This window comes from Roseiflexus sp. RS-1 (assembly GCF_000016665.1).
In the GTDB taxonomy this organism is placed as follows: Bacteria; Chloroflexota; Chloroflexia; order Chloroflexales; family Roseiflexaceae; genus Roseiflexus.
Genome location: NC_009523.1, coordinates 4,845,565 through 4,866,770 on the forward strand (window position 1 = coordinate 4,845,565; position 21,206 = coordinate 4,866,770).

The window sequence follows — 21,206 nt, forward strand, 5'->3', positions numbered from 1 at the left end:
AGACATGCCAGCATCGATCACCGGGTTACTGCGCCCCGACATTGCCGCGCTCGAGCCGTACACGCCAATTGTGCCGCTTGAGACCCTCGCCGAACGCCTGGGGTTGCCGGTCGAACGCATCATCAAACTCGATGCTAACGAGAATCCGTATGGTCCATCTCCGCACGCGCTCGCGGCGCTTGCCGCCGTCGAGCGTGACGCGCCGCATCGCTACGCCATCTACCCCGACCCGGATCACGTCCGTCTGCGGGCGGCGCTCAGCCGGTACATCGGTCAACCGCCAGAGCGGATCATCTGCGGCGCAGGATCCGATGAGTTGATCGACCTGCTCATGCGTGCGACGCTTCGCCCTGGAGACACGATGATCGATTGCCCGCCAACCTTTGCGATGTACAGTTTCGACGCTGCGTTGTACGGCGCGCGGGTGGTTCCGGTTCCGCGCACCGACCAGTTCGATGTCGATATCGAAGGGGTAGCGGAGGCGGTCGAGCGCGAGGGTGCGAAACTGCTCTTCCTGGCGGCGCCGAACAATCCGACCGGTACGCCGCTTGCGCGAAGTGATGTCGAGCGCCTGCTCGACCTGCCGATCATCCTGGCGATTGATGAAGCGTATGCCGAGTTTGCCGGAACGAGCGTTGTCGATATGGTTGGCGCCTGCCCGAACCTGGTCGTTCTGCGCACCTTCAGCAAATGGGCCGGGCTTGCGGGGCTGCGCATCGGCTACGCGGCGATGCATGAGGATGTGGCTGCATATGTATGGAAGATCAAACAACCGTACAATGTGAATGTCGCTGCCGAAGTTGCTGCGATCGCCTCGCTCGACGACCTGGAGGAGCGCATGGCGACCGTTGCGCGCATTGTCGCCGAACGCGAGCGTCTGGCGGCGGCGCTTGCGGCGCTGCCTGGCTTTCGCGTCTATCCCAGCGCCGCGAATTTTCTGCTCTGCCGGATAACGGGCGGCGCTGCGCGTGCGCGCACCATTTGCGACGGTCTGGCGCAGCGCGGTATTCTCATTCGCTACTTCAATCGCCCTGGTCTCGATGATTGTATTCGTATCAGCGTCGGGCGTCCTGAGCAGAACGATGCGCTGTTGCACGCTCTGAGGGAACTGGTGTAGCGTTGCGCCCGCGCTCCTGGGGCGCAGCGCTGCGTGCGGGCGCGACGCGCGCGTTCAGCGGAGGGTAGACCGAAATTATGGTCTTTGAAGAAATAATCCGCTACAGCCCGCGCAGGCGGGCTTCGCCTTGGCTAGCCGAGGGCTTCAGCCCCACGGCTAGCGCGGTATAGCGGAATAAATTCTCAATCTCCATTATTTCGGTCATCCGTGAGAATCGCTATAGAACGACGAGAGGGCGTCGCGCTTGCGCTCCGGTGATGGGGCGCGGCGCTGCGTGCGGGCGGGGACGCCCGCGCACCCAGGCGGGCGGGGACGCCCGCGCACCCAGGCGCCCGCGCACCCAGGCGGGCGGGGACGCCCGCGCACCCAGGCGCCCGCGCACCCAGGCGGGCGGGGACGCCCGCGCACCCAGGCGGGTCCGATGCGCCAGGGACATTGCTGGTCGAAAGGCGAAACCAGAGAGATGGGGTCTCGGACCGACCCCATCGCGTCGCCCGGCGGATCGTTTCTTCCGGGCAAACCTACCCTGTCACGGGCCAATCCTGCTCCTGGCGCCTCTGTCGCACCCGCACGAAGAGGCGCACCAACGGATTTGCGCCGGTCTGCAGATGGTCAATGACGCTCAACAGGATAAATCCCGCCACCGCGATCGCCAGGGCTGCCCAGAATTCTGTTGCCGCGAAATCAGGCAGAATGTTGCGCTCACGGATCGGCATCGGCTCCCCGTGACGATCAAGCATCGTCTCGACGACTTCTTTCCAGGGCCAGATTTTGCGCAATGAGCCGACCATAAAACCCATCAGCACCGCCACCATCACATTATGGTAATGCCGCAGCAGCCAGCTCAACAGGCGCACAAAGCCGACCAGACCCACCACCGCCCCCAGAGCGACCGGAATAATCGCCAGCAGGTTCAGGTCGGCCACAGCGTCGAGCACGTAGGCATACTGCCCCAGGATGAGCAAAATGAACGACCCTGAAATGCCGGGCAGGATCATCGCCATAATCGCCACGGCGCCGCTGAAGAAGAGTGTGACCGGATCATGGGGCATGGTCAGGGGAACCAGCCCCACAATCACGTAGGCAGCCACAGTACCGCCTGCCAGGGCAACCACGGCGCCGGGAGTCCAGCGAACCGCAACGCCGACGGCGATGATGGACGCGACGATGAGACCGAAAAAGAAAGCGAAGAGGTACACCGGGTGGTTTTCGAGCAGGTAGCGCATCACCCGCGCCATCGAAATCACCGCCGCACCGATTCCAAATCCCAGCGGGATGAGAAATCCCCAGGGGATGCTGGTCAACGCTGCACGCCAGCGCCCCTGACCGAGCAGACGGAGCACCTGCACATTGAACGACTTGATTGCCGACAGGAGATGCTCATAGATGCCCAGAATGAAAGCCATTGTTCCGCCCGACACACCGGGAATCAGATCGGCGATCCCCATTGCTATTCCGGTAAGAAAGAGGCGTATCGCCGAAAACGAACGGGTTGCGGTGTCTGGTATGTGCATGATCCAGGCTCCGTATACAGGCAATGACGATGCGTATCCCCAGGAAGAGACACTGCGGCGAGTATACCCCACGCATATCACGGCGTCAATGAAAGAGCACGGGTCATAACATAACATCATCGTCAGGTTGGGGTACAGGTGTGCACCGTCGAGCCGTGGGGTTGATGAAGATTGAAGATGATAGCAGTTCTCAGATATGTTGAACCCCTGTCGGTCTGCCGCATTGCGCGAGGCGCCCGCTTGCGGCGACAGGTGCAGCCCCGTCCAACTGGTCTTGTGAGCGCTGTGCTCCTTCTCTCTGCGCCCTAGTATAATCTAACGGGACACGGTATACCGTTCTGCGCCAGGTTCACGAGATCGCCGCGGAGTGTTGGGTAGCCGTGTCCTTCAACGCGACCAAGCCGAACAGTTATCTGGGCCCTCAAACCCGCATATGCTAGCAAGGCTGGCGCCGTTTTCCTCAGGAGGTTCTGTGTATGGCTTCCCGTGAGTCGCTCTTTATCGGCATTGATGTCTCCAAACAGACGCTGGATGTGGCGTTTGGCGCCGACCCGCACGCGCCACGCGAGACGATACCGTCTACCGACGAAGGTGTCCAGCTCCTGGTCACGCGACTCCAGCGCCTGCAGCCGACCCTGATTGTGCTGGAGGCGACCGGCGGGCTGGAGCGCATGGTGTTCGCCCAACTGCTCCAGGCTGGCTTGCCGACGGCGCGGGTGCAGCCACGCCGCGTGCGCGCCCTGGCGCACGCGGAAGGACGCCAGGCGAAGACCGACCGCCTGGATGCCCGGTTGCTCGCCCGCTTTGCCGAACGGGTGCGCCCGCCGCACCACCAAGCGACGGACGAGCAGCGCGCATCCTTGCGCGACCTGCTGGTCCGGCGGGAGCAGGTGATTCAGATGCGGACGGCTGAGATCAATCGGTTGACGGCTGCCGCGCCGAACCTCCGCCCGGGCATCCAGCAGCATATTGATTGGCTGGATCAGGAGATCCGTGCGCTTGAGCAGGAACGCGACAACGAGGCGGAGCGCACCGACGAGGTGCGCCGGAAACGGGAGCTGCGCGAAAGCGTGCCCGGCATCGGCGCGATCACCGCACTGAACCTGCTGCTCCGCCTGCCCGAACTGGGGACCATCAATCGCAAGGAAGCGGCGGCCGTTGTGGGCGTTGCGCCGTATGCCAATCAGAGCGGCGCACAGCACAAACCCCGGCATAGCTCCGGCGGCAGGAGGGATGTGCGCAGCGTGTTGTACATGGCGACCCTGGCGGCCACGCGGCGCCGTCTGGTCAGGCGCGCCTTCGATCAGCGCCTGTGTCAAGCTGGCAAGCCGCGCAAGGTCGCCATCGTCGCTGCGATGCGCAAGCTGCTGACTATTCTCGGCGCAATATTGCGTCAGCAAAAGCCCTGGGATCCGGCTGTGCATACGAGCGCCCCTTGACAAGCAACACAGTTACTCGGCGGCTCTGCGGTACGTTTATTTTTCTCACCGTCGGGGCGCAGAGTGCGCAGAAAGGATTTTTACTCCGTGCCCCCGGCGTCTCTGCGGTGCGTTTCTTTGTTCACCGCCGACTGCGTCCTCAGCGTCTCAGCGGTGCGTTTTCGCTACCGCCAGCATACTTCAAACCACGCTCGCAAATGTGTCAGAACATTGACAGTTTCATGCCAGTTCTGTTACGGAACGATCACGACCGCACCGCCTGAAGGAAGCAGTGCGCTCCATCTCCCGTTTCAGGCATCAGGACGCCCAAACTCCCCCTTCTCCCCGTGTGGGAGAAGGGGGCAGGGGGATGAGGGGCAAAGGAAGGAGATTGGGGGGATGAGGAGCAAAAGCGCACGGAGCTTATGCGACAACGCCTGACATCTTCTCAGCCATGCCATTACACAAACCGCTCAAATACCCGATTGCCGATCATCCGTCCGCGGCTGGTCAGGCGCACGCCGCGTTCGTCGCGCTCGATCAACCCCAGTTCCGCCAGTTCCGCCAGTTCCGCCCCAAACACGGCATCCATCTCCACCCCGCAGCGATCACGAAAATGGGTCGCGCTCACCCCAACATTCAACCGCAACCCCATGAACATCGTCTCTGCCGCCAGATCGCGCGGTGTCAACGCCGTGATCTCCGCCACCGGCGACTCACCGGCGGACACGCGCGCAATATAGTCGTCGATCCCCATCACGTTGACATACCGCTGCGGGTAGCGATGCCCGTGAGCGCCAGCGCCAGCTGCCAGATAATCGGCGTTGAGCCAGTATGCCAGATTATGGTGACAGGCGTGCGTCGGCACAGGCGACGACGGATCATCGGTGCGCGCCCAGTTGCTGATCTCGTACTGCACATATCCGGCAGCGGCAAAATGCTCAAGCGCGCATTCGTACATCACCGCCGTGACATCATCGTCAGGAACCGTGACCCGCCCACTGATCACCTGCGCGTAGAGTGGCGTGCGCTCCTCCAGAATCAGCGCATAGAGAGCGAAATGATCGGCTCCCCAGGTCACGATCTCGCGCAGCGTCTCCTCCCACTGCTCCACCGTCTGCCCCGGCAATCCGAAGATGAAATCCAGATTAATACTCTCGAACCCGGCAGCGCGCGCATCGTTGAACGAGGCATACGCCTCAGCCGCAGTATGGATGCGTCCCAGCACACGCAACGTCGGATCGTGGAGACTTTGAACCCCCAGGCTGATCCGGTTCACCCCCAGATCCCGCAGGGCGCGCAGATAATCGCGCGCCAGCACCGTTCCCGGATTGCATTCGACCGTCACCTCGGCGCTGTCCAGCGGCACAATCGCGTCGGCAGCGGACAGTATGCGCGCCATCAATGCGTCCGGCAGCATACTGGGTGTGCCGCCGCCGAGGAAGATCGTCGGACGCAGCATCGCGCGGGTCAGATCGGCAGTCATCGGAAGCGGCGGAGCGACGGCGCGGCTCAGCGGCGCGTGTGAGCGCAGTTCGGCGCAGAGCGCTGTCACATACGCCTCCATGCGGTCTTCCATATTCGCATACGTGTTAAAATCACAGTACGCACAGCGGCGATGACAGAACGGAATATGGATGTACAGGTGGCGCACGTCTGCGCCGGGTTGATTATTGCTCATCACGATAGTATCACTCGATCATCGTCACGTTATATTCTCATTGTAGCATCACCCTATGATCTGGCACGGAGACGGGGCGCGCGTGTACGACACAGATTCATTGGTCAGGGGTACGATCCAGTATCGCACCGGGCACATCACTCGCTCGAACCGACTCGCTCTGGTAACGATCTTCAGGTAGACTGGAGCGAGTGATTGATCAGCATAGTATCTGGAAAGCGATCTCTGTCTTGTTCTCCGCCCACTCCGAATCCTTGCGCGTTACAACGCTCAAGATTATTGCTATCGCGCTGGTCATCCTGCTGGCGTTGCAGATCACCGTTTCCGAGTTCATCATCGGGCGCAGTTTCTACGAACTCGAAGAACGCAGCACCCGCAGCGCCATGCAGCAAACGCTCAAAACGCTCCAGAACGAGATCAATGTGCTGTACGGCAATGCGAAAGACTATGCTGTCTGGGATCCCACCTACGAGTTCATCGAACAACGTGATGTTGCCGGGTATGTTGATGTTCACATGACGACGGAAGCGTTGCTCGCCATTCGCGTATCGTATGTTGCGTTCGCCACTCCTGCCGGCGAGATCATCTATACCCGTCGCTTCGATCTGCGCGACGGTCGTGATCTGCCGACGCCAGCGGAATTTGCTTCGTTTGACGGCGACAATGCGGTGTTTTTGCGCACCGCAGCGCAGACCGAAGGCATCAGCGGCGTGGTCGTGGCGGATGGGCAACCAATGCTCATTGCAGCCCATCCAATCCTGCGCAGCACGGGTGCGAGCGAACCGCGCGGCGTGCTGATCCTGGGACGCGACTTCAACGACGATGAACTGGATCATCTCAGCGATCTCACCGGTTTCCCGGTCTCGTTCACGCTGACCGCGAACGCCGCAGTTGCGCCAGATTTCGATCTGGCATACCGGTTGATGACTCCTGACACGCCGATCATTGTGCGCCCGATGTCATTCTCCGACGACCGGGTGTACGCATACGCACAGATCAACGATCTGCGCGGCGGCGAGGGTATCATCCTCCGCATCAACGCCCCGCGCGATATTGTTCAGTATGGGCAGTCTTCATCACGCCTGTACATGCTGATCATGCTGCTGGTCATTGGCGCATTCGCCGCCGTCATGATCCTGCTCCTGGAACGCAACGTCCTGTCGCGCATCATCGCCCTCAGTCTCCAGGCAGGGCGGATCGGGCGCACTGGCGACGTGCAGGCGCGCCTGGCGGTGATCGGTAACGATGAGGTGGCGCAGCTCGGCAGAGCGATCAACGCCATGCTCGACGACATTGCACAGGCTGCCCGACGCCTGGCGGAAAGTGAAGCGCGCTACCGGCAACTGGTCGAAATATCCCCTGAAGCGATCATCGTCCACGACGGCAAACGGATCATCTACACCAACCAGGCAGGTGCGCGCCTGGTTGGTCACACCGACCCATCGCAGTTGATCGGCGCTGACGCCACACCCTTTTTGCCACCCGCACTGCACCTGGAAACAGCAGAGGGAGTCATGCGGTATGAGCGCGATCTTACCATCGCTGACGGAACAGGCATATCCCTTGAACTTGTCGCAGCCCCGTTCCTGGCTGAAGGTAAACCCGCGTGGCAGATCGTTGCGCACAACATCACGGTGCGGAAGCAAACTGAGGAGGCGCTGCGACAGGCAAAAGAATGGGCGGAAGAGGCAAACCGCACAAAAAGTCGCTTCCTGGCGAATATGAGCCACGAACTCCGCACACCACTGACGACGATTATCGGGTATGCCGACCTGATTACGATCTCTGTGCACAGCGGGGAATTCGATCAGGTTGCCAGCGATATTGCGCGGGTACGAGATGCAGGAAAACACCTGCTGGCGATTATCAACGATCTGCTCGATCTGTCGAAAATCGAAGCCGGACGGATGGAAATCCACAGCGAGCGATTTTCGGTGCGTGCGCTTGCAGAAGAAGTGATTGCCAGCATGCGCGTATTTGCGCAGAAACGGAACAATGATCTCACCTTGAATATCGACCCGACCGTCGAGATGATGCACTCCGATGACGTGCGCGTGCGGCAGATCCTGTACAACCTGGTGCACAATGCGTGTAAATTTACTGAAGATGGCGCCGTGACTCTCGATATCGCCCGCACGGTGAGTGACCATGATCACGCCGCACTCCTCGTGTTTACTATCAGCGATACCGGCATCGGGATGACCGCCGATCAGATCGCCGGTCTGTTCCGTGAGTTTACCCAGGCAGACTCATCAACAACGCGCAAATACGGCGGAACTGGACTGGGGCTTGCGCTGTGTCGGCGCCTGACTCATCTGCTTGGCGGTAAGATCACGGTCACCAGTCAGCCGGGCGTTGGAACGACATTTGTGGTCACACTTCCCGAACATCTGGCGTCTGCAACTGCATCCGAGCCAGCGCCGGTCGATGCAGCGCCTGCATCAGACACGCCGCCTGCTCCTGAATACAGTGAGGACACCAGGCGTCTGGTGCTGTTGATCGACGATGATCCTGCTGTGCGCGATCTGCTGCCGCGCATGCTGGAACGCCCCGATCTCCATATCGAGACTGCTGCGGACGGAACGAGCGGGCTGGAACTGGCGCGCCTGCTCATGCCCGACCTGATTATTCTGGACATCCTGATGCCGGAGATGGACGGGTGGACCGTGCTCCGTGAGTTGAAGGCGTCGAACGAAACCGCTGCCATCCCTGTTATACTACTTACGATAGCAGACGACAGAGAACACGGGATGCTTCTGGGAGCTGCCGAAATGATCCATAAACCGGCAGACCTTGATCGGCTTGATCAGCGCATTCGTGCATTAACCCGGGGGCGATCGGCACAGGTGGAAGCCGGTAACCAGCAGATTTTGATCGTTGAGGATGATGAGACAGTGCGCCAGTATCTCCGCCGCACTCTGGAGCGCGAATGTGAAGACTGGATTATCATGGAAGTCGCCGACGGTCAGACGGCGCTTGAACGTTGCACAACCGCCATGCCGGACGTTATTGTGCTCGACCTTATGATCCCCGGTATCGATGGCTTACAGTTCATCGAAGCATTGCGCGCGCTTCCCAATGGATGTTCGACGCCAATTATCGTTGTCACTGCCCAGGATCTGACCGCTGATGAACGCGAGCGTCTCTGTCACTCAGTCACCCGCATTCTCTACAAGGGTTCCTTTCACTGCCACGAATTCGCGCGCGAGGTGCGCGCAGCCATTGCCACGTATGCACAGTTATACCCCCTGGAGGTTTGAGCACATGCCACGTATTCTGATTGTTGAAGATGATACCGCCATTCGTGACATGCTGGCGCGCCGGTTAAGCATGGCTGGATACGAAACCGTGTTCGCTGAAGATGGCGTCCGCGCACTGCTGGCATCGGTTCAGGCTGCACCCGATCTGATCCTCATGGATATGGGATTGCCGATCCTGAATGGATGGCAGGCGACCGAACGGATCAAAAAGCGTCCTGAAACGCGCCATATTCCGATCATTGCCCTTACCGCATATGCACTGAACGAAGATCGGTATCGGGCGATGAACATCGGTTGCGACGACTTCGAAGCCAAGCCGATCGATTTTGACCGGTTGCTCCAAAAGATTGCGCGACTCCTGACAGGGACGTATGAACAGCGCGAAGCCGCTTCCTGAAAACGTCTTTCGTGCTGACCCCAGCGACACAATGATTGCGATGCACAGACAACCCGGACATTCATGCCACCACACATTCTGGTTATTACCGACGATGATGACAATCGGGCGCTGCTCATTCGCCTCTTGCAGAGCCAGGGGCAACAGGTGGCGGTTGCCGTCGACGGGCAAGAAGCACTGGAACTCCTTTCCCGTCAGGTGTTCGATCTGATCCTGCTCGACCTTGACGCCGCCGATCCAGATATGCGCGAGGTCGAGACGCTGCGACAACTCTGCCAGTACGCGACGGTTCACAGCATACCGGTGGCAGTCATCGCCGACGCTGGCAATCTCGATCTGATTACGCGATGCATTGAACTTGGCGCAGATGATTATCTGCTCAAACCGTTCAACGAGACGTTGCTGCGTGCGCGTGTCCATGCTCTGCTCGAACGAAAGGCGTGGCGCGACCGCCAGCGCGCGTTGCCGGAGGAATCGCCGCGTGCGCCCGCTGACGCAGCGGCAGAGGTTGCACCGTCTGCTGGCGGTCTATGGTTCGCGCTGCTCGATGCTCTGGGGCGCGCCTGGCGCGATCAACGCCGCATCACCACCGAACTCCAGGCGCTCGAAACACGGATCGCGGAATATAGTGCGACTGTTGAGGACACTGCGCTCGCGCTCCGGCAACAGACGATCACGCTCCACGCGATCCTGGAGAGCCTCAGCGATGCTGTCGTCGTGATCGATCGTGAAGGAAATCTGGTGCACGCCAACCCGGTAGCGCATACTCTCTTTGGCGACCGTCTTCTCGATGTAACGCCCCAGGCAACCGCACCAGCGCTGCTCGACACGGATGGCGTTCCGTGTGCGACCGATCAACTGCCGCTTGCCATTGCGCTGCGTGGCGTGGAGGTCGATAGCAGCGAGTTTCTGCTGGCTTCGGTCGATCCTGATGCTGTGCGTCGCATCAGGGCAACTGCCCGTCCGCTGCGCGACAGCAATGGCGACATAATTGGATCAGTTGCCATCTTCCGCGACATCACCGTATCGTTTCAGATGGCGCAGGCATTACGCGCCAGCGAAGAACGGTACACGCTGACCGTGCAGGCAACCGGCGACGGCGTATGGGAATGGGAACTGCGCACCGGAATAATGACATTCTCCCGGCGTTGGAAGGAAATGCTGGGCTTTCAGGATCAAGAAATCGGAAACCTTCCTTCAGAATGGTTCAACCGGGTGCATCCCGATGATCGCGATGGGCTGGATGTGCGCCTGACCGCCTATCTCCGACGGCTGATCACCAGTTTCGAGCATGAATATCGCATATTGCACCGTGACGGCGCCTACCGCTGGATGCGCTGTCGGGGCATTGCGATCTGGGATGCTGACGGAAATGCGGCGCATATTGTCGGCTCGCAAACCGATATAACCGATCGCAAACTGGCGGAACAACGTCTGTGGTACAACGCCTTCCACGATAGCCTGACCGGTCTTGCCAACCGTGCGCGCTTCATGGATCGTCTGGGGCATGTGATTGCGCGCGCGCGACGCAGCGCGTCCCCCCCCTATGCCGTTCTGATCCTCGATCTCGACCGGTTCAAACTGATCAATGACAGCCTGGGGCATCTCGTCGGCGATCAACTGCTGATCGCCATCGCCCGTCGTCTTGAGCAAAGCCTGCGACCGGGCGATACCCTGGCGCACCTCGGTGGCGATGAGTTCGCCGTGCTGCTCGAAGATCTGAGCGAGCCGCATGCCGCTGTGAATGTTGCAGAACGCATCCTGCATCTGTTCGAAGAACCGTTTCATTTGAACGAGCACGAGGTGTTCAGCAGCGCCAGCATCGGGATTGCGCTCAGCGACAATCTGCGCTACCACTCACCATCCGATATGCTACGCGACGCCGATACGGCAATGCACCATGCGAAAATGGAAGGGCGGGCACGCTATGCCGTTTTCCATCCGACCATGCATGACCGCGCGCGCCCCCGCCTGCAAATCGAGATCGATCTGCGTCGCGGCATCGAACGCAACGAGTTCTTCGTCGTCTACCAGCCGATCGTCGAACTCAGCACCCAGCGAACGGTTGGCTTTGAGGCGCTCCTGCGATGGCGGCATCCACAACGCGGCATTGTGACCCCTGCGGAGTTCATCGCCATCGCCGAGGAGACGGGACTGATCGTGCCCATCGGTCAGATGGTGCTGCGTGAAGCATGTCGTCAACTGAGTGCGTGGAAGCAGCGGCATCCTGAACGAACACTGGCGATGAACATCAACCTGTCGCCCCGTCAGATTGCCGATCCTGATCTGGTTCATCGTACCGCAGCGCTGATCGATGAGTATCGCCTCGATGCGGATGCGCTGCGCCTCGAAATTACCGAGACGGCGATCATCGAACATGGGGATGCCGCCGGTCGGGTGTTGCAGCAGCTGCGTGCGCTGGGGGTGCAGATCTGCATCGATGACTTTGGCACCGGCTATTCGTCGCTCAGTTATCTTCACCGCTTCCCGATTGCAACAATCAAAATAGATCGTTCCTTCGTCAGTCAGATTCATCGCAGCCACGAGAACACCGAAATTGTCCGCTCCATCATCTCGCTGGCGCGCTCGCTGGGAATGGCGGTCATCGCCGAGGGAACCGAAACCGAGGAGCAGTTGCTCCGCCTCCGCTCGATGTCGTGTGCGTATGGGCAGGGATGGCTGTTCGCACACGCGCTCGAACCGGCGGAAGCGACCGCAATGCTCGATCGCGAGACAGAGTAATACCAAATTCCGACTGACACGATGCCTTCCTGGGTGCGCGGGCGTCCCGCCCGCGTGACGTAGACGGTGCGACCCTGGATGCGCGGGCGTCCCGCCCGCGTGACGTAGACGGTGCGACCCTGGGGGCGCGGGCGTCCCGCCCGCAGGCAGCGGTGCATCGAGTACCGTCCTGGGAGTGCGAGCGTCCCGCCCGCACCGGGTGCGCAGGTGCGCTGCCGTCCTGGGTGCGCGGGCGTCCCACCCGCAGGCAGCGGTGCATCGAGTGCCGTCCTGGGAGTGCGAGCGTCCCGCCCGCAGGCAGCGGTGCATCGAGTGCCGTCCTGGGTGCGCGGGCGTCCCGCCCGCAGGCAGCGGTGCATCGAGTGCCGTCCTGGGTGCGCGGGCGTCCCGCCCGCACCGGGTGCGCAGGTGCGCTGCCGTCCTGGGTGCGCGGGCGTCGCGCCCGCGTGACGTAGACGGTGCGACCCTGGGTGTGCGGGCGTCCCGCCCGCAGGCAGCGGTGCATCGAGTGCCGTCCTGGGGGCGCGGGCGTCTTGCCCGCACCGGGTGCGCAGGTGCGCTGCCGTCCTGGGAGCGCGGGCGTCTTGCCCGCACCGGGTGCGCAGGTGGAATACTCTGGCGCCGTGGCAAACAGCGCAGATCGGGAACGAACATCAGAAAGCAGGCATCGCATGAGACGCCTTGTGTCGCGCCTGGCAGGCGCTCTCCTGATCATCGCCGGTATCATCGGATTGGGTCTCAGCCTGGCGGGATTGATTGTCGGGCTGCCAGCGTTGGGCGCCGCCGAACAGACGCTGGATCGGCGGTTGACCGATCTCGACCATGCATTGAGTGCTGCGGCAGACGGGCTTCGCATCGCTGACGATTCGCTGTCCGGCACCGCAGGAACCATCACCGCCATCGAAACAACCGTTCGCAGTTCCGGTCAGGCTATCAGCGATACCCTGCCGACCATTGATCGGATTGGCATCCTGATCGGCGAAGACATCCCACGCACGATCCGCTCAACCCGACAGACGCTGGAGTCGGCGCGCGAAACAGCGCGTGTCGCCGATGCCATCCTCGGCGCCATCAGCCGCACCGGACTGCTCGGCAATGTCTACAACCCGGAAGTGCCGCTCAACCAGGCGATTCAGCAGGTCTCCGACAGTCTCAGCCCGCTGCCAGCGTCGCTCAGCAGCGTGCGGGATCGCCTGACAGTCACCGGCGCGAACCTGCGCCGCATCGGTGCGAATACTGAAGAGGTGGCTGAGCAGATTGCCCGGATCAACGCCAGTTTTCGCGATGCGCGCCGGGTGATCGATCAGTACCAGACGCTGGTGACCGATCTGCGCACCGATCTGACGGCGCTGCGTGCTGCGCTGCCGGTATGGTTCGGCATCGCGCGGATAATGCTGGCGATCCTGGCGCTCTGGTTTGCGCTGGCGCAGATTGCTCTCTTTGCGCAGGGATTGACGCTGTGGCGCCGATCGTAGGTGCATGTCTTATGGTCTTTGAGTAATTATTCCGCTATAGCCCGCGCTGGCGGGCTTCGCCTTGCATAGCCGAGGGCTTATGGTCTTTGAATAAATAATCCGCTATCCGAGACCGACATACTGTAAAAGCTTTGACGAGCCGGTTGCAAACGACGCGAAGAAGGCATCCAGGTGGTTGCGCAACTGATCGAGATCCGTCGCCCAGCGATGCACGCGGGTGACCTCCTGACGCATCCACCGCCACAGCTTCTCGATCGGGTTACACCACGACGCATACGTCGGCAACGGCATCAGTTGGATGGGCAGGCGGACATCTCCAGCCCGGCGCACGGCCCGCACACTGGGGGTGGCCGGCCAATTGCCAGGACGGGAAAACGCCCAGCGGGTTGTTTGCGGCTCAAGCGCCACCAGGACATCCGGATGAAAATGGACCGGCCAATTATCCAGAATGACATAGATGCGCTCAGCCTCAGGATAGGCAGCGCGCCGGTCCGGGAAGCACGGCGCCAGCGTCGCCAGGCCAATCGTCTTCGCCCGCCGGGTGACCACCTGGCCCGTCACAACGTCCAAACTGCCCACGATGCGCAGTTCGCAATCGGTCGCCAGACTCCGTTCCGCCCGCACCTGATCGGCGCCCGCCCGCCCATACCCGTTGGCCAGGGTCGGTTGCCGGGTGACCGTGACTTCATCCAGATACACGGTCACCACCTGGTTGGGGTGCGCGCGGGCATCCTCCACCACGTCTGCGATCTCCTGCAGTTTGGCCTGATCGTGGGGATCAGGGCGATGCACATGACTGCGGGCGCGCTGCCAGGTGATGCCCAACCGATCCAGAATACGGGCGATCCCGCGCAGCGAGGCGTCGCGCCCCCACGCCAACTGGCTGCGGATGGCGTCCAGGGTCCAGCGCGTCTGGGTCAGCCCGCACTGCCGCGGGTCACGGCGGACCAGATGCTCTCCCGCAGTAGCCGCCGTCTCAGGGTCATGGTGGTCAGGGGGAAAAAGCGGGCGTGCGCCCGCGTCCGTCCCGGATGGGGAGGCTATCGATGCCCTCGGCTTCCCAGCGATTCAGCCAGAGATAGACGGTTTCCGGATGGCGCGGACGCAGCAAGCGTTCGCGGGCCACGACGGCAGGCGGTACGCCAGACGCGATGAGCAGTAATGCCGCCGCCCGTTCGCGCACATAGGGCTTGGGGGCGTGATCGCGCAGGTCTTCGAGGGCCTCCCGCTCCTCGACGGACACGTGAAGGGTCCGGCGTGCCGGCATCGCAACCTCCTGAGAAAGGCTTGACACGGATGAATATTAGTATAACGGAATATTTATTCAAAGTCCATTAGCCCGACGGCTCGGGCGGGCTAGCGGATTATAGCAGTTCTCACAAAGATTGAACCTGATGAACAGGGTTGAATACTTCTGGGAATAGCGCGCCCCACGCGATGACCGAAATATAGCAGTTCCCATAGAGGTTGAACCAATTGGACGGGTTTGAACACTCCCAGAATCGCGCTACCAAACACGGTGACCGAAATAAATTTCGGTCTACGCTCTGCCGGAAACGGGCGTCTCGCACGACACGGCAGACCTGGACAGGGGTCAACGTATCTGAGAACTGCTATAAATTCCGGTCTACGAGAGAAGTACGCCGAAATTATGGAGATTGAACATTTATAGCAGTTCCCATAGAGGTTGAACCAATTGGACGGGGTTGAACACTCCCAGTATCGTGCTACCAACACGGTGACCGAAATGAATTTCGGTCTACGCTCTGCCGGAAACGGGCGCCTCGCGCGACACGGCAGACCCGACCAGGGGTCAATGTATCTGAGAACTGCTATAAACTCTCAATGTCCGTCAGCGCATTCCGTGTGGCAGGCAGGCGCGGCATGATGGTTCGCTCGCCAGCATCTGCTTGCGATTAACGCTCATCGTCGAAATCGAGATCCGCCAGCAGTTCGCGCGCATCGGTTGCCAGCGCCGCCAGAACATACACCTTCACCATACTGAGCGGTCCCTGGATCAGACCATAGACGCCAGCGACCGCTTCACCCGCAAGGTGCGCCGGAATACCGGCATCCTCCAGGTAGGAGCGGATAATCTGCGCGCGGATCAATCCTTCGACCTCGGCGATACACACCGGACCGACGCCATCGCCATCGCCGCCACTGCGCTCTGCGGTCGTCTCCCGCTTTATAACTAGCAACCAGCGTAACACATAATCACTCATATTCGGTATTGTACAATAAACATGAAATGACCCCACTGCAAAAACGCACCGTCGAGACGCAAAGAGCGCAGAGGTTTCCATCAATCGCTCTCTGCGTCCACTGCGCCTAGTATAATCTAACGGGACACGGTATACCGTTCTGCGCCAGGTTCACGAGATCGCCGCGGAGTGTTGGGTAGCCGTGTCCTTCAACGCGACCAAGCCGAACAGTTATCTGGGCCCTCAAACCCGCATATGCTAGCAAGGCTGGCGCCGTTTTCCTCAGGAGGTTCTGTGTATGGCTTCCCGTGAGTCGCTCTTTATCGGCATTGATGTCTCCAAACAGACGCTGGATGTGGCGTTTGGCGCCGACCCGCACGCGCCACGCGAGACGATACCGTCTACCGACGAAGGTGTCCAGCTCCTGGTCACGCGACTCCAGCGCCTGCAGCCGACCCTGATTGTGCTGGAGGCGACCGGCGGGCTGGAGCGCATGGTGTTCGCCCAACTGCTCCAGGCTGGCGTGCCGACGGCGCGGGTGCAGCCACGCCGCGTGCGCGCCCTGGCGCACGCGGAAGGACGCCAGGCGAAGACCGACCGCCTGGATGCCCGGTTGCTCGCCCGCTTTGCCGAACGGGTGCGCCCGCCGCACCACCAAGCGACGGACGAGCAGCGCGCATCCTTGCGCGACCTGCTGGTCCGGCGGGAGCAGGTGATTCAGATGCGGACGGCTGAGATCAATCGGTTGACGGCTGCCGCGCCGAACCTCCGCCCGGGCATCCAGCAGCATATTGATTGGCTGGATCAGGAGATCCGTGCGCTTGAGCAGGAACGCGACAACGAGGCGGAGCGCACCGACGAGGTGCGCCGGAAACGGGAGCTGCTCGAAAGCGTGCCCGGCATCGGCGCGATCACCGCACTGAACCTGCTGCTCCGCCTGCCCGAACTGGGGACCATCAATCGCAAGGAAGCGGCGGCCTTTGTGGGCGTTGCGCCGTATGCCAATCAGAGCGGCGCACAGCACAAACCCCGGCATATCTCCGGCGGCAGGAGGGATGGGCGCAGCGTGTTGTACATGGCGACCCTGGCGGCCACGCGGCGCCGTCTGGTCAGGCGCGCCTTCGATCAGCGCCTGTGTCAAGCTGGCAAGCCGCGCAAGGTCGCCATCGTCGCTGCGATGCGCAAGCTGCTGACTATTCTCGGCGCAATATTGCGTCAGCAAAAGCCCTGGGATCCGGCTGTGCATACGAGCGCCCCTTGACAAGCAACACAGTTACTCTGCGGTGACATGACTTTTTTGCAGGAGACTCACATTCGCACCTGCTGAACGCATACGCACAAGAAAGCGAGCTTTTGTGAACCTTCACATTCCGATCTTCGACGGTCATAACGATACCCTTCTGCGTCTCTTCGCATCGAAACACAATGATTCGTTCTTTGAGTCGTCCCAGGGGCACATCGACCTGGCGCGCGCCCGCGCTGGCGGTTTTGCTGGCGGCTTCTTCGCGGTCTTTGTTCCTCCTGCGCCAGGTGAACAGCCAGCGAACGACGACGACCTTCCTGAGCGATTACCGTTCGCCTATGCGCTCGAAACAGCGCTGGCAATGACCGCCCTGCTCTTCCGGATCGAAGCGCAATCCGCTGGTCAGGTGCGGGTCGCACGCACGGTTGATGACATCGAGCACGGCATCCGAACCAATACGCTGAGCGCGATCCTGCATTTCGAGGGCGCCGACGCGATCGATCCTGAGTTTCACACACTCGAAGTGCTCTACCGGGCTGGTCTCCGCTCCCTGGGGATCGTCTGGAGTCGCCCGAACGCATTCGGATGGGGCGTACCGTTTCGTTTCCCGCACGATCCCGATATTGGTCCTGGTCTGACCGAAGCCGGACACGAACTGGTGCGAATATGCAACCGCCTCGGCATCATGATCGATCTGTCGCATCTGAACGAAGCCGGCTTCTGGGATGTGGCGCGCCTGAGCAGCGCACCGCTGGTCGCAACCCACTCGAACGCATATGCCCTCTGTCCCTCGCCGCGCAACCTGACCGACCGCCAGCTCGACGCGATCCGCGAGTCGGACGGGATGGTCGGCGTCAATTTCCACGTCGGCTTTCTTCGTCGCGATGGCAGGCGCGATGCTGCGACGCCGCTGGATGCTGTAGCAGAGCACGTCATCTACCTGGTCGAACGGTTGGGAATTGATCGGGTCGGTTTCGGCTCGGATTTCGACGGCGCGCTGATGCCGCACGAGTTGGGAGACGTCGCCGGACTGCCACGCCTGCTGGAGACATTGCGCCGTCACGGGTTCGATGAAGCATCGCTGCGCAAACTGGCGCACGAAAACTGGGTGCGTGTTTTGAAAAAAACATGGCGCAGGTGATTCATCGAGATGTCATCAGGGGGGCACATAATGGCGATGACGGATGCACGGCGTGAAGCCCGCCGAATGAGAACCCGCAGCAGGAAGGGGCAAACCGCCGGGCAACAGGCTGCGCAATGGAGAACGAACGTTGATGAAAGCGTTGATCCTGGCGGCAGGCGCCGGCACACGCCTCCGCCCGCTCACCGATACCTGCCCCAAGCCGATGGCGCCAATTGCCGGGAGACCGCTCCTTGCCTGGACGCTGGAATGGTTGCGGCGCTACGGTGTTACCGACGTGGCGCTGAATCTCCACCATCTGCCGGATGTTGTGCGCGAAGGGCTGGGAGACGGCTCTCGCTTTGGCATGCGGCTCCACTACGCCGTAGAAACAGAGTTGCGCGGCACAGCTGGCGCACTGCACAATTTCCCCGGTTTTTTCGACCAACCCTTTCTCGTGATCTACGGCGACCTGCTGCTCGACATCGACCTCGACGATCTGATCCGGTTTCACCGACAGCGTCGCGCCCTCATGACCCTGGCGCTCAAACGTACCGACCATCCCCAATCCCAGGGGATGATCGAAGTTGACGCCACCGGTCGTGTGGTGCGCTTCGTCGAAAAACCGGTCGTGTGGGATGGCGGCGATACGGCAAATGCTGGCGTCTACGTCTGCGAACCCGAAGTTGTAGACTGGACGCCGCCCGGATTCAGCGACTTCGGGCACGACATTATTCCTGCCATGCTGCGCGCTGGCGCGCCGGTGTATGGTCGCCCGCTGCGCGGCTACCTGCTCGATATCGGCACACCGGCGGCATACGCGCAGGCGCAGCAGGATTGGAGCAGGAGACAGTCCGGGGTTGAAGGTTTGCCTTGAGTGCGGGATGGTCGTTCATAGAACGTTCCTGGCACACTGGAACGGTACGCGACCCCGCACTACCTGCTCACAGGGATGGATTTTTTGGCAAGCCCCTGCGTGCCATCTCCCATTTCAGGCATCAGAACGCCCACACTCCCCCTTCTCCCCCTGTGGGAGAAGGGGGTTGGGGGGATGAGGAGCAACAGCGCACGGGAATGCAGAACATCGCTCATCTCTCCCAAACACTCTACACTTGAGAGCGCACTGCCTGGGTGCGCGGGCGTCCCGCCCGCATGCAGTAGCACAAAGGTACGCACTGCCTGGGTGCGCGAGCGCCCCGCCCGCATGCAGTAGCACAAAGGTACGCACCGCCTGGGTGCGCGGGCGTCCCACCCGCACGCAGCAGCACAAAGGTACGCACCGCCTGGGTGCGCGGGCGTCCCGCCCGCACACAGCGCTATGACCTACTCCCGTTTCAGGCATCAGGACACCCGACCCCCCTTCTCCCTTCGCGGAAGAAGGGGGTTGGGGGGATGAGGGGCGAAACCGCCTCCTCCGCTGCGCCTATGGCATCACCACTTCGACATACTGCGGCAACTCATTCACAGCACGCGGAATGAAACCATCGCGATTGTCATCGGAGCAGTAGTATGTCGCCGGTCGTGTCAGGTTTAACTGGTCAGTGCAGATAGCCGTTGCACCCGGTGGAACCTGGAGATTGTAGAGTACCGGGAAGTCGGCGCGCGGCACCCAGAGAACGTACAACCGGTTGCGCCCCTTCTCGAACGTCAGCACCTGAACACTCCTGATCTGATCGGGAGGCGGTTCAACCGGCGGCGAACCGATGTAGCGCGCCCCGGCGAGCAAACGCGCCGAATTGCGGAAGGCATAGAACGATGGGCGCGGCACCAATCCATTGTCGGTTTCATCAACCAGGTGGCTCTGCAGAAAGCCTTCGCCGCGGAACGAAATCGGATACCAGAACGCCCCCAGCAGGTTGAGCGCCAGCGCCTGTGCATAGATCCGCGCCGCGTAGTTTGCCTGGCGGCGGAGAAAATCCGGCGGGCACTGCGATGGAGCAGGGCAGGTCGCAGCAATTTCGGTCGCCACCATCGGTTTTGCACGCAGCCCATGCTCATCGAGCAGGCGTCGCAGGCGCCAGTACTTGAACAGGAGACGATCACCGGCGCCCCACTCGCCATAGGCGTGGAAACTGAGCGCATCGAATGACTGTGCCGCACCGGCCGCCAGCATACCACGCACGAATCCGAGCGTGTGCGTGTCATCGGGCCAGCGATGCATCAACGCCCCGCCCCACACCTGCGCATTTGGATTGCCCGCCTTGACCGCAGGATAGACCGCACGCAGCACCTGACCGTAGTAGTCGCCGCCGTAGTACGGAGCGTTATACGTCGCCCAGCAGCCAAACCCCTCATTGCCGACCACCTCGTCTGGACGAAAATCAGGTTCGTTCCAGATCTCCCAGTGATCCACACGCAGATCGCCGCTGGAGAATCGCTGAGCGGCCGCCCGCATGAATGCCGCAAATTCAGGGATGGCGTCTGGACGCGGCGCACTGCACAATTTGCCGGGGATGCTCTGCGCCCACGAGGGCGACCACTGAACGACCAGCGTTGGCTCGATCCCCCTTGCGCGCAGGCGCCGCACATTGCGCTCGACATCAGCAATTGCCTCCCAGCGATACCCGCCGCCACGCACCGGCTCCACCAGCGCCCACAGCACATCACCTGCGCGCGACCAGCGTGGACTGGCTTCCGCCACCAGCGGCATGACGCTATCCGGCGCATAGGTGCGCACATCGAAACCAAAAGGGCTGGGTGGCGTCGGTATGCTGATGAACGGGAGAAAAGCAAGGTATGTTGACGACTGCGTATCGACAGTCATTGCCTGATCGGAGGCATCAACCGGCGCTACCGAAGAGGTCTCTCCTACGTCGGCATTGTCGCCAGCGCCTGGTGGAGAGGGCTCCTGCTGCGCACCTGCCGACATCACCGGCATGACAGCATACATCAGGATGAGTATCAGAAAGAAACGGCGCAAACGATCCATGAACACAATGCACGATGTCATGCTTTTCGCCCATATTATAACCGGAATACGATGGGAAATACACACAAAATCGATACGATCTGGCAACAATTTTGTAGCATTCCCG

At 61.2% G+C, this 21,206-nt stretch carries 15 protein-coding genes; 9 read left to right on the forward strand and 6 right to left on the reverse strand.

Annotation, left to right across the window (positions count from 1 at the left end; translation table 11 throughout):
* Positions 1–4: 4 nt before the first annotated feature.
* On the forward strand, positions 5–1,117 hold the full coding sequence (gene hisC / locus ROSERS_RS19945) for a histidinol-phosphate transaminase (RefSeq protein ID WP_011958565.1): 1,113 nt from the start codon (positions 5–7) through the stop codon (positions 1,115–1,117).
* Between the two features lie 521 nt (positions 1,118–1,638).
* On the opposite strand, the gene ROSERS_RS19950 is transcribed toward hisC, so the two are convergent.
* On the reverse strand, positions 1,639–2,631 hold the full coding sequence (locus ROSERS_RS19950) for a DUF368 domain-containing protein (RefSeq protein ID WP_011958566.1): 993 nt from the start codon (positions 2,629–2,631) through the stop codon (positions 1,639–1,641).
* 476 nt (positions 2,632–3,107) lie between these two features.
* Here ROSERS_RS19950 and ROSERS_RS19955 point away from each other — a divergent pair, with 476 nt between their 5' ends.
* Entirely contained in the window at positions 3,108–4,070 is a 963-nt protein-coding gene (locus tag ROSERS_RS19955; RefSeq protein WP_011958567.1) for an IS110-like element ISRfsp2 family transposase, read from the forward strand.
* A gap of 439 nt (positions 4,071–4,509) precedes the next feature.
* Here the strand turns inward: ROSERS_RS19955 and hemW are convergent, their stop codons facing one another.
* Positions 4,510–5,730 (reverse strand): radical SAM family heme chaperone HemW, encoded by a 1,221-nt coding sequence (gene hemW / locus ROSERS_RS19960; protein ID WP_011958568.1) that lies wholly within the window; start codon positions 5,728–5,730, stop codon positions 4,510–4,512.
* A 191-nt stretch (positions 5,731–5,921) separates the two neighbouring features.
* On the opposite strand from hemW, the gene ROSERS_RS19965 reads away from it, so the two are divergent.
* From ROSERS_RS19965 to ROSERS_RS19980, 4 genes are all read left to right on the forward strand, one after another.
* On the forward strand, positions 5,922–8,990 hold the full coding sequence (locus tag ROSERS_RS19965) for a response regulator (RefSeq protein ID WP_011958569.1): 3,069 nt from the start codon (positions 5,922–5,924) through the stop codon (positions 8,988–8,990).
* A gap of 4 nt (positions 8,991–8,994) precedes the next feature.
* Positions 8,995–9,387: a response regulator gene (locus tag ROSERS_RS19970; protein WP_011958570.1), complete on the forward strand. Its 393-nt coding sequence runs from the start codon at positions 8,995–8,997 to the stop codon at positions 9,385–9,387.
* A gap of 63 nt (positions 9,388–9,450) precedes the next feature.
* Positions 9,451–12,129, forward strand: coding sequence for a two-component system response regulator (locus ROSERS_RS19975; RefSeq protein ID WP_011958571.1), 2,679 nt, complete (start codon positions 9,451–9,453; stop codon positions 12,127–12,129).
* Positions 12,130–12,800: 671 nt separating this feature from the next.
* Positions 12,801–13,604, forward strand: coding sequence for a hypothetical protein (locus ROSERS_RS19980; protein ID WP_157041167.1), 804 nt, complete (start codon positions 12,801–12,803; stop codon positions 13,602–13,604).
* 102 nt (positions 13,605–13,706) lie between these two features.
* Here the strand turns inward: ROSERS_RS19980 and ROSERS_RS19985 are convergent, their stop codons facing one another.
* The 3 genes from ROSERS_RS19985 to ROSERS_RS19995 all read right to left on the reverse strand — a co-directional run bounded on the left by ROSERS_RS19985 (position 13,707) and on the right by ROSERS_RS19995 (position 15,829).
* Positions 13,707–14,672, reverse strand: a complete 966-nt coding sequence (locus tag ROSERS_RS19985; protein WP_332249101.1) for an IS630 family transposase — start codon at positions 14,670–14,672, stop codon at positions 13,707–13,709.
* Positions 14,596–14,871 (reverse strand): helix-turn-helix domain-containing protein, encoded by a 276-nt coding sequence (locus ROSERS_RS26980; protein WP_041334159.1) that lies wholly within the window; start codon positions 14,869–14,871, stop codon positions 14,596–14,598. The genes ROSERS_RS19985 and ROSERS_RS26980 overlap by 77 nt, the downstream gene beginning before the upstream one ends.
* A 649-nt stretch (positions 14,872–15,520) precedes the next feature.
* Entirely contained in the window at positions 15,521–15,829 is a 309-nt protein-coding gene (locus tag ROSERS_RS19995) for a putative signal transducing protein (RefSeq protein WP_041334161.1), read from the reverse strand.
* A 277-nt stretch (positions 15,830–16,106) separates the two neighbouring features.
* Here ROSERS_RS19995 and ROSERS_RS20000 point away from each other — a divergent pair, with 277 nt between their 5' ends.
* The 3 genes from ROSERS_RS20000 (at position 16,107) to ROSERS_RS20010 (ending at position 19,048) form a co-directional block, all read left to right on the forward strand.
* Complete coding sequence (locus ROSERS_RS20000) at positions 16,107–17,069, forward strand: IS110-like element ISRfsp2 family transposase (RefSeq protein ID WP_011958575.1); 963 nt, start codon at positions 16,107–16,109, stop codon at positions 17,067–17,069.
* A gap of 94 nt (positions 17,070–17,163) precedes the next feature.
* On the forward strand, positions 17,164–18,192 hold the full coding sequence (locus tag ROSERS_RS20005; RefSeq protein ID WP_011958576.1) for a dipeptidase: 1,029 nt from the start codon (positions 17,164–17,166) through the stop codon (positions 18,190–18,192).
* 133 nt (positions 18,193–18,325) lie between these two features.
* On the forward strand, positions 18,326–19,048 hold the full coding sequence (locus tag ROSERS_RS20010; RefSeq protein WP_011958577.1) for a nucleotidyltransferase family protein: 723 nt from the start codon (positions 18,326–18,328) through the stop codon (positions 19,046–19,048).
* Between the two features lie 546 nt (positions 19,049–19,594).
* On the opposite strand, the gene ROSERS_RS20015 is transcribed toward ROSERS_RS20010, so the two are convergent.
* Complete coding sequence (locus ROSERS_RS20015; RefSeq protein WP_011958578.1) at positions 19,595–21,121, reverse strand: hypothetical protein; 1,527 nt, start codon at positions 21,119–21,121, stop codon at positions 19,595–19,597.
* Between the last annotated feature and the right edge of the window lie 85 nt (positions 21,122–21,206).

What these genes read in the sequence shown, in the direction of transcription:
- hemW (WP_011958568.1), bottom strand. Translation starts at nt 5,730, where the DNA reads ATGAGCAATAATCAACCCGGCGCAGACGTGCGCCACCTGTACATCCAT.
- ROSERS_RS19950 (WP_011958566.1), bottom strand. Translation starts at nt 2,631, where the DNA reads ATGCACATACCAGACACCGCAACCCGTTCGTTTTCGGCGATACGCCTC.
- hisC (WP_011958565.1), top strand. Translation starts at nt 5, where the DNA reads ATGCCAGCATCGATCACCGGGTTACTGCGCCCCGACATTGCCGCGCTC.
- ROSERS_RS20010 (WP_011958577.1), top strand. Translation starts at nt 18,326, where the DNA reads ATGAAAGCGTTGATCCTGGCGGCAGGCGCCGGCACACGCCTCCGCCCG.
- ROSERS_RS20015 (WP_011958578.1), bottom strand. Translation starts at nt 21,121, where the DNA reads ATGACATCGTGCATTGTGTTCATGGATCGTTTGCGCCGTTTCTTTCTG.
- ROSERS_RS19955 (WP_011958567.1), top strand. Translation starts at nt 3,108, where the DNA reads ATGGCTTCCCGTGAGTCGCTCTTTATCGGCATTGATGTCTCCAAACAG.
- ROSERS_RS20000 (WP_011958575.1), top strand. Translation starts at nt 16,107, where the DNA reads ATGGCTTCCCGTGAGTCGCTCTTTATCGGCATTGATGTCTCCAAACAG.
- ROSERS_RS19980 (WP_157041167.1), top strand. Translation starts at nt 12,801, where the DNA reads ATGAGACGCCTTGTGTCGCGCCTGGCAGGCGCTCTCCTGATCATCGCC.
- ROSERS_RS19995 (WP_041334161.1), bottom strand. Translation starts at nt 15,829, where the DNA reads ATGAGTGATTATGTGTTACGCTGGTTGCTAGTTATAAAGCGGGAGACG.
- ROSERS_RS19970 (WP_011958570.1), top strand. Translation starts at nt 8,995, where the DNA reads ATGCCACGTATTCTGATTGTTGAAGATGATACCGCCATTCGTGACATG.
- ROSERS_RS26980 (WP_041334159.1), bottom strand. Translation starts at nt 14,871, where the DNA reads ATGCCGGCACGCCGGACCCTTCACGTGTCCGTCGAGGAGCGGGAGGCC.
- ROSERS_RS19975 (WP_011958571.1), top strand. Translation starts at nt 9,451, where the DNA reads ATGCCACCACACATTCTGGTTATTACCGACGATGATGACAATCGGGCG.